This is a genomic window from Reyranella sp., assembly GCF_050185545.1.
Classification (GTDB): Bacteria; Pseudomonadota; Alphaproteobacteria; order Reyranellales; family Reyranellaceae; genus Reyranella.
Genome location: NZ_JBFWZI010000200.1, coordinates 1 through 8,492, shown reverse-complemented (window position 1 = coordinate 8,492; position 8,492 = coordinate 1). Strand labels below are relative to the sequence as shown.

Genomic DNA, 8,492 nt, shown 5'->3' with positions numbered 1-8,492 from the left:
TTGTGGCCGGTGCTGGCCGACACCAACCGCTTCAACGAGGCGATGGGCCTGCCGCCGTACCGGTTGGAGGAAACGCCGCAACCCAACGGCACGATCCTGCGGCGCGGCAGCGGTAAGGCGGCGGGCTTCACGCTCGAGTGGGAGGAGAAGCCTTACGAGTGGATCCACGGGCGCTACTTCCGGCAGGCGCGGGTTTTCACCAAGGGACCCTTCCGGCGGTTCGGTCCGGTCTTCGAGCTCGAGGCCGAGGGGACGGGCAGCAAGCTCACCTACACCCTGGAATGGGAGCCGCTCTCGATCGTCGGCCGGCTGTTCGGTGCACGCCTGGGGGCGAAGGCGGGCGAGGTCGTCGGCAAGCGCATCGTCGAGGCGGTCGCCTTCGCCAAGGGCGAACGCGCCACGCATTTCGACCTGCCGCCGCCGCAGTTGCCGGCCGGAGCGCGCGAGCGGGCGACGGCGCTCGCCGCCGAGATCGATCGCAGCCCCTACGGCAACGCGCTGGGCGGCAAGCTGGCCGAGCTCGTGCTGACCGGCATGGCGACCGATCTCGTCCATCTCAAGCCCAAGCTGCTGGCGCGCGATCTCGGCGTGCCGCAACGGGCCGCCGTCGAGGCCTGCCTGGCCGGCGTGCGCGCCGGCCTGCTGACGATGAAGTGGGACTTGCTGTGCACCAACTGCCGCGGCGCCAAGTTCACCGCCAGCGCGCTCAGCGAACTGCCGCGCGGCGCCCATTGCCCGTCCTGCAACATCGACTACGACCGCGACTTCGAGCGCAATGTCGAGCTCAGCTTCGCGCCGGCCCCGGCGGTCCGCCCTCTGCTCGCCGGCGGCTTCTGCCTGAGCGGGCCCCTGGCGACGCCGCACGTCGCGGCGCAGCTTCTGCTGGCGCCCGGCGAGAAGCGGACGATCCGCCTCGATCTGCCGGCCGGCCGCTATCGGCTGCGAACGCTGCACCCAGGAAGCGTCGTCGATGTCGAGCATCGAGGCGGCGGCTTTCCCGGCCTGCGTGCCACCGCCACCGGCATCGAGGTGCTGCCGGCCGACGAGGCCGGCACGATCGCCTTCGTCAACGACGCGGGCTTCGAGCTGGCGGCACTGATCGAGGATCGCACCTGGACGCGGGAAGCCCTGACGGCGCCGGAAGTGATCTCGCTGCAGGCCTTTCGCGACCTCTTCTCCGAAGCCACCTTGCGGCCGGGCGACGAGGCGGGCGTCGGCCAGGTGGCCCTGCTGTTCAGCGACCTGCGCGGCTCGACGGCGCTCTACGAGCGGGTCGGCGACTCGGTCGCCTTCAACCTGGTGCGCGAGCATTTCGCCCTGCTGGCCAGCATCGTGCGCGACCACGACGGCGCCGTCGTCAAGACCATCGGCGACGCCGTGATGGCCTCGTTCGGCGATCCCGCCGACGCCGTGAAGGCGGCGCTCGCCATGCAGGCGCGCATCGCGGGTCACGAGCTGGTGCTGAAGCTCGGCATTCATGCCGGGCCGAGCGTGGTCGTCAATCTCAACGACCGGCTCGACTATTTCGGCTCGACGGTGAACATGGCCGCCCGCCTGCAGGGCCAGAGCGAGGGCGACGACATCGTCCTGAGCCGGATCGTGGCGGACGACCCTGCGGTCAGGCAGGTGATCGCCGCGGTGCCCTCCGGCGAGGAAAGCGTCGCCCTGAAGGGCTTCGCCGACCCGATCAGCTTCGTGCGGCTGCGGCCTCATCCGGACCGCGGGCGTCCCGCCCGCTCATAGCATCATGAGCGGGCGGGACGCCCGCGGTCCGCCTGATCGGGAGCTCAACCAACGTCCCGAAGTGCGCCGCCATCACGGCGGCGGCTTCGTCGTTCGCCTTGAGACCCTGCTGCAGGAAGCGGGTCAGCGAGAAGAAGCCGTGGATCGTTCCCGGATAGTTGACATAGGTGGTCTTCACACCGGCGTCGATCAGTCGATTGGCGTAGGCGCGGCCCTCGTCGCGCAGCGGGTCGTACCCCGCGGTCAGCACGAAGGCCGGGGCCAAGCCGGTGAAGTCCTTGGCAAGGAGCGGTGACAATCTAAGGTCGGCCTGGTCGGTGCCGGCCGGCACGTAGGCCTTCCAGAACCAGTCGATCAGGTCCTTCGTGAGAAAGTAGCCTTCGGCGAAGGCCGTGCGGGAGGCGCTCATGCGGCTGGAATCGGTCGCCGGGTAGATCAGCATCTGGAACGCCGGGCCGGCGTCGCCGGCATCGCGGCAGGTCTGGCAGACCACGGCGGCGATCGCCCCGCCGGCCGAATCGCCGCCCACCGCCAGGCGCGCGGGGTCGGCGTCGAAGAGCGCGGCGTTGTCGCGGATGTGGCGGAAGGCCGCCACGCCGTCGTCGGTCGGCGCCGGGAAAGGATGCTCGGGCGACAGGCGGTAGTCGACCGAGATCACCTGGCAGCGACTCTTGTTGGCGAGCCGCCGGCAGGTCGAATCGTGCGTTTCGACAGTGCCGATCACGAAGCCGCCACCGTGGTAGTAGATCAGGGTGGCGAGCGGCCCCGGCGGCGTGCCGAGCGGCCGGTAGCGGCGATAGCGGATCTGGCCGGCAGGTCCGGCGAAGGCGCCATCGTCGACGGCGCCCACTTCGGGCGGCTCCGCCTCGCTGTCCTCCGACATCTTGTCGACTGCCCGGCGGCCCTCGGCATAGGGCAGCGTGTTGAGCCGCGGCCGGCCGGCCTGCACGGCCTGCTCCATCAGGTCGAGCAGGGTGCGCGCTTCCTTGTCGAGCATGACGGTTCCCCCGATATCAGCTCACGAAGCCGCGGACATGCGCGGCGATGTCGGTGGCGCGCTCCCAGCTCATGCAGAAGCGGGCGCCGGGCACGATCTCGACACGGGCGTGCGGGCACTGGGCCTGCAGGCGCGCGCGATGCTTGCCGTAGATGAAATTCTCGCCATACAGCATCAGCACCGGGCACCTGAGCGCCGCCATGCCGGCCAGCGTATCGAACTTTGCGAGCGCGCCCATGGCCTGCCAGCGGTCGCGGCCGATCTCGAGCTGGGCGGTGTTGATGCGGTCCATCCACGACTGGGTCGGCGCCATCGGCGCGTGCTCGGGATCGTGCTGCAGCAGGTACTCGATCGAGCGCGGCGCCGGGAAGCCCGAGGCATCGCTCGGCCGCACCTTGGCGATGTCGGCGATGTCGTTCCTGGCTGTGTCTGCGTCGCTGAAGAACGGGGTGTTGATCAGCACCACCTTGTCGATGCGCTGCGGCCAGCGCCAGCCAAGCGCGATCGACACCGCCGAGCCCACCGCTTCGCCGAGCGCCGTGGCGCGCTCGATGCCGAGCGCATCCATGGTCTCGATCACCGCCCGGGCATAGTCCTCGATGGTCGGCTGCCAGTCGATGTGATCGGAATGGCCGTGGCTCGGATAGTCGATGGCGACCGCGCGGTAGCGGGTGCCCAGGGCCTGCAGCAGCTCGGCCATCACCGCCGAGCTCTGCTGGTTGATGTGGCTCACCATGATTGTCGGGCCCTGCTCGCCGCAGGCCCGCCAGTGGATGTGGCCGGCGAAGGTTCTCGCCAGCCCGCGTCTCACGTCGAGGGCCATGGTCTACTCGAGCTTGACGTTGGCGGCCTTGATGACGGCCGCCCACTTCGCGACTTCCTCGCGCAGGAACGCGGCGAGGTCGGCCGACGTGCCGCCGCCGGCGATGCCGCCGACCGCGGCATAGGCATCGACGATCTGCTTCGACTTCAGGGCGACGCTGGCGGCGTCGAAGATCTTCTTGCGGGCCTCGGCGCTCGAGGCACCCGGCGAGACCAGGGCGTACCAGTTGTCGGAATTGACCTTGGGAAAGCCCAGCTCGCGCATGGTCGGAACGTCGGGCAGCAGCGGCGCCCGCGTGTCGGACGTCACCGCGAGCGCCTTCAGGGCGCCGGAGCGGATATGCGGCAGCACGGCCGGCACGTCGAGGATGGTCGTGTTCACCGTGCCCGCCAGCAGGTCGTTGATGGCCGGCGCCGCACCGCGATAGGGCACGTGCAGGAGGTCGGTGCCGGTCTCGCGCTTGAACAGCTCGATGGCGAGGTGGGTGATGCCGCCGGTTCCGGCCGAGGCGCAAGTGATCTTTCCCGGGTTGGCCTTGGCGCGGGCGATCAGGGTCTTCATGTCGTCGATGCCGAGCTTGGCATTGACTGCCATGACCTCCTGCACGCGCACCACCAGCACGATCGGGGCGATGTCCTTGGCGGGATCGAAGGGCATCTTCGGCATCAGACTCTGCATGATGGCCCCGGCGCTGGCGCTCATCAGGCCCATGACGTGGGCGTCGGCGCCCGCCTTGGCGACGAAGTCGATGCCGGTGACGCCGGCCGCGCCGCTCTTGTTCTCGACCACGATCGGCTGGCCGATCAGGCCCGTCATGCCCTGGGCGAGATTGCGGCCGAAGATGTCGGCCGGCCCGCCGGCCGGGAAAGGCACGACGAGGGTGAGAGGCTTGTTGGGAAAAGCCGGCTGCTGGGCAACAGCCGGTACGAGCGGCAAGGCGGTCAGGCCCGCGACCGCGCCGCGACGCGTGATATTCAAGTTGTTTCCTCCGTTTGTCCGGCCGACTTTGCAAGGCGCTGTCGCTCGGGACAAGAGTCATTCTCCTCCCCAGCGTCTTCGCTGGGGAGGTGTCGCCGTCATACGGCGACGGAGGGGTCATGGTCTTGCGGACCGCGGGCGTCTCGCCCGCTCATGATCATGAGCATGAGCGGGCGAGACGCCCGCGGTCCGGAAGGCCATGACCCCTCCGTCCGCGAAGACGCGGACACCTCCCCAGCGAAGACGCTGGGGAGGAGACTATGACTAAAACTCGACGTCGAGCTCCTCGACCTCTTCCGGCTCGGTGCGGGCGGCGATGGTCCATTCGAGCATGGGCGGGAATTTCAGCATGAGGTCGCGATAGCCGGCGCAGGCGGGATCGAGCTTCACGTCGTAGGTGGCGAAGCGCGAGCAGACGGGGGCGTACATGGCGTCCGCCATCGTCGGGATCTTGCCGAAGAGATAGGGCCCGCCGTAGCGCTGCAGGCAGTCGCGCCAGATCGCCGTCACGCGGTCGATGTCGGCCTGCGCCCCGGCCCACACCTTGAAGCCCGGATGGTGTGCCTTGAGGTTCATCGGCAGGGCCGAGCGCAGGTTGGCGAAGCCCGAGTGCATCTCGCCGCAGACTGCCCGGCAATGGGCGCGGGCCGCCGGGTCGGCTGGCAGCAGGTGGGCCTCGGGCCTGATCTCGTTCAGGTATTCCGCGATGGCCAAAGTGTCCCAGACCTTGACCGGTCCATGCTCCAGGCAGGGCACGAGGAACGATGGCGAGAGCAGCAGGAGTTCGGCGCGGGTCGCCGGATCGTCGATCGGCGCCACCCGCTCGTCGAATGCCAGTCCCGCCATGCGGCACAAAAGAAAGCCGCGAAGCGACCAAGAGGAATAGTTTTTGCTACTGACGGTGAGCGAAGCCTCGGCCATGGACATCACTGTGGTGTATTCGAGCTTTCGTGGGGATGCAATTTTCGAGCCGGTCGCCTTCCATGCTCTACGCGCTGTATCAGACCGCCGCCGACGTCATGCTGCCGATCCGGGCATGGGCGGCGGCGACCGGCCAGACCCTGGGCAATGGCCAGGCACAGTCGCTCGACAGCTGGCGGGCGGCCGCGGCGCTTTGCGAGATGGTCAGCCGCGCCACGCTCACGCATCGCCGGCCGACCTTCGGCATCAGCGAAATCAGGAGCGGCAACGATATCGTTCCGGTGCGGGAGGAGGAGGTTCTCGCCACGCCGTTCGGCACCCTGCTGCGCTTCGCCAAGGAGGGCGTGGGGCCGCAGCCCAGGGTCCTGCTGGTGGCGCCCCTGTCTGGTCATTTCGCCACGCTGCTGCGCGACACCGTGCGCGTGCTGCTGCCCGAGCACGACGTCCATATCACCGACTGGGCCAATGCGCGCGACGTCGGGCTGTGGCATGGCCCGTTCGGCTTCGACGAGTATGTCGAGCACCTGGTGACGTTCCTCGAGGCGATGGGACCGGGCACACACATGGTCGCCGTCTGCCAGCCCTGTGTCCAAGCGCTGGCGGCCGCGGCCCTGATGGCCGAGGACGACCATCCCTGCCAGCCGCGCAGCATGACCCTGATGGCGGGGCCGATCGACGCGCGCGTCAATCCGACCAAGGTGAACGAGCTGGCGACCGGCCGGCCGATCGAATGGTTCGAGCAGAACCTGATCGCCCGCGTGCCGTGGCGCTATCCCGGCGCGGCCCGTCGGGTTTATCCGGGCTTCGTGCAGCTCACCGCCTTCATGAGCATGAACGCCGAACGCCACGTCAAGGCGCAGATCGATCTCTACCGCGCCATGGCCAACGGCGACACCGAGCAGGCGGCGACCATCAAGACTTTCTACGACGAGTACTTCGCCGTGCTCGACCTGGCGGCGGAGTTCTACCTCGAGACGGTGCAGTGGGTGTTCCAGGAGCATCGGCTGGCCAGGGGCGAGCTCGACTGGCGCGACCGCCGCATCAATCCCAGGGCGATCCGCCGTACCGCCCTGTTCACGGTCGAGGGCGAGCGCGACGACATCTGCTCGATCGGCCAGACCGTGGCTGCGCACGACCTGTGCACCAGCCTGCGTCCCTACCGCAAGAAGCACTACATGCAGGCCGGCGTCGGCCACTACGGCGTGTTCGCCGGCCGGCGCTGGGCCAGCCAGATCTATCCCTTGGTGCGGAACACGATTCTCGCCAACGAATAGCGTCATATCTCATGCGGACCGCGGGCGTCGAGCCCGCCACAAGAATCATGAGCGGGCGAGACGCCCGCGGTCCGCAAGACACATGACCCGTCCGTCTTACTCCCACCGAAGAAGCGACATTTCAGGCCGAAAATCCGCAGTACATTGCGGGCATGGCTGACTTTCCGAAGAAAACCCGGGCCGACTGGGAAAAGCTCGCCGCCCGGGAGTTGCGCGACCGCCCCGTCTCCTCGCTCGACTGGACGACGCCCGAAGGCATCGTGGTGAAGCCGATCTATACGGCCGAGGACCTCGAAGGCCTCGAGGTTGTGGGCTCGCTGCCCGGTTTCCCGCCGTTCACGCGCGGGCCGAAGGCCACGATGTATGCCGGCCGGCCGTGGACGGTGCGCCAGTACGCCGGCTTCTCGACCGCCGAGGAGAGCAACAAGTTCTATCGCGCCAACCTCGCCGCCGGCCAGATGGGCCTGTCGGTGGCGTTCGATCTCGCTACGCACCGCGGCTACGATTCCGATCATCCGCGCGTCGTCGGCGACGTCGGCAAGGCCGGCGTCGCGATCGATTCCGTCGAGGACATGAAGATCCTGTTCGACGGCATCCCGCTCGACAAGATGAGCGTGTCGATGACCATGAACGGGGCGGTGCTGCCGGTGCTGGCGGGCTACATCGTCGCCGCCGAGGAGCAGGGCGTGCCGCAGGACAAGCTCGCGGGCACGATCCAGAACGACATCCTCAAGGAGTTCATGGTCCGCAACACCTATATCTACCCGCCCGGACCGTCGATGCGCATCGTGGCCGACATCATCGAGCACACGGCGCAGCACATGCCCAAGTTCAACTCGATCTCGATCTCCGGCTATCACATGCAGGAGGCCGGGGCGACGCTGGTGCAGGAGCTGGCCTTCACGCTCGCCGACGGGCTCGAGTACGTGCGCGCGGCCAAGGCCAAGGGGCTCGACATCGACGCCTTCGCGCCACGCCTGTCGTTCTTCTTCTGCATCGGCATGAACTTCTTCATGGAGGTGGCGAAGCTGCGCGCCGCGCGCTTCCTGTGGGCCGAGCTGATCCAGCCGTTCAACCCGAAGAAGGCCGATTCGCTGTCGCTGCGCACGCACTGCCAGACCTCGGGCGTGTCGCTGACCGAGAAAGATCCCTACAACAACGTGATCCGCACCGCCTACGAGGCGATGGCGGCGGTGCTGGGCGGCACGCAGTCGCTGCACACCAACTCGTTCGACGAGGCGATCGCGCTGCCGACGCCGACCTCGGCGCGCATCGCCCGCAACACGCAGCTGATCCTGCAGCACGAGACCGGCGTCACCCGGGTGGTCGATCCGCTGGCCGGCAGCTACTACGTCGAATCGCTGACCGCGAGCCTGGTCGCCGAGGCGCGCAAGCTGATCGGCGAGGTCGAGGCGCTGGGCGGCATGACCAAGGCGGTCGAGGCCGGCATGCCCAAGATGCGCATCGAGGAGGCCGCCGCGCGCAAGCAGGCGCGCATCGACCGCGGCGAGGAGATCGTGGTCGGCGTCAACAGGTTCCAGCTCGAGGAGCAGCCGGCGATCGAGATTCTCGACGTCGACAACGACGTCGTGCGCGAGGCCCAGGTCAGCCGCCTCAATCGCATCCGCGGCAGCCGCGACGAGGCAAAGTGCGTGGCCGCCCTGAAGGCGCTCGGCGAGGCTGCGCGCAACGGCACCGGCAACCTGCTGGCGCTCAGCATCGAGGCGACACGAGCGCGGGCGACGGTGGGCGAGAT

At 68.4% G+C, this 8,492-nt stretch carries 7 protein-coding genes; 3 read left to right on the top strand and 4 right to left on the bottom strand.

The genetic code is table 11. The features are described from left to right. A partial coding sequence (locus AB7O82_RS32340; protein ID WP_428621205.1) for an adenylate/guanylate cyclase domain-containing protein occupies positions 1 to 1,743 on the top strand: 1,743 nt, incomplete at its 5' end. Here the strand turns inward: AB7O82_RS32340 and AB7O82_RS32335 are convergent. The 4 genes from AB7O82_RS32335 to AB7O82_RS32320 all read right to left on the bottom strand — a co-directional run bounded on the left by AB7O82_RS32335 (position 1,688) and on the right by AB7O82_RS32320 (position 5,462). Further along, positions 1,688 to 2,740 carry an alpha/beta hydrolase gene (locus AB7O82_RS32335; RefSeq protein WP_428621204.1) on the bottom strand — a complete coding sequence of 351 codons (1,053 nt, stop codon included), beginning with the start codon at positions 2,738 to 2,740 and terminating at the stop codon, positions 1,688 to 1,690. The genes AB7O82_RS32340 and AB7O82_RS32335 overlap by 56 nt on opposite strands. 16 nt (positions 2,741 to 2,756) lie before the next feature. Beyond that, positions 2,757 to 3,563, bottom strand: coding sequence for an alpha/beta fold hydrolase (locus AB7O82_RS32330; protein ID WP_428552808.1), 807 nt, complete (start codon positions 3,561 to 3,563; stop codon positions 2,757 to 2,759). A gap of 3 nt (positions 3,564 to 3,566) precedes the next feature. Beyond that, entirely contained in the window at positions 3,567 to 4,541 is a 975-nt protein-coding gene (locus AB7O82_RS32325) for a Bug family tripartite tricarboxylate transporter substrate binding protein (RefSeq protein ID WP_428621202.1), read from the bottom strand. Positions 4,542 to 4,805: 264 nt separating this feature from the next. Next, the gene (locus AB7O82_RS32320) at positions 4,806 to 5,462 is read right to left on the bottom strand and encodes a glutathione S-transferase family protein (RefSeq protein ID WP_428555616.1); all 657 of its coding nucleotides are present in this window, start codon (positions 5,460 to 5,462) and stop codon (positions 4,806 to 4,808) included. 62 nt (positions 5,463 to 5,524) lie between these two features. On the opposite strand from AB7O82_RS32320, the gene AB7O82_RS32315 reads away from it, so the two are divergent. Then, positions 5,525 to 6,736 carry a polyhydroxyalkanoate depolymerase gene (locus tag AB7O82_RS32315; RefSeq protein ID WP_428621201.1) on the top strand — a complete coding sequence of 404 codons (1,212 nt, stop codon included), beginning with the start codon at positions 5,525 to 5,527 and terminating at the stop codon, positions 6,734 to 6,736. Positions 6,737 to 6,888: 152 nt separating this feature from the next. Beyond that, the coding region (gene scpA / locus AB7O82_RS32310) for a methylmalonyl-CoA mutase (protein ID WP_428621199.1) at positions 6,889 to 8,492 on the top strand (1,604 nt) is incomplete at its 3' end.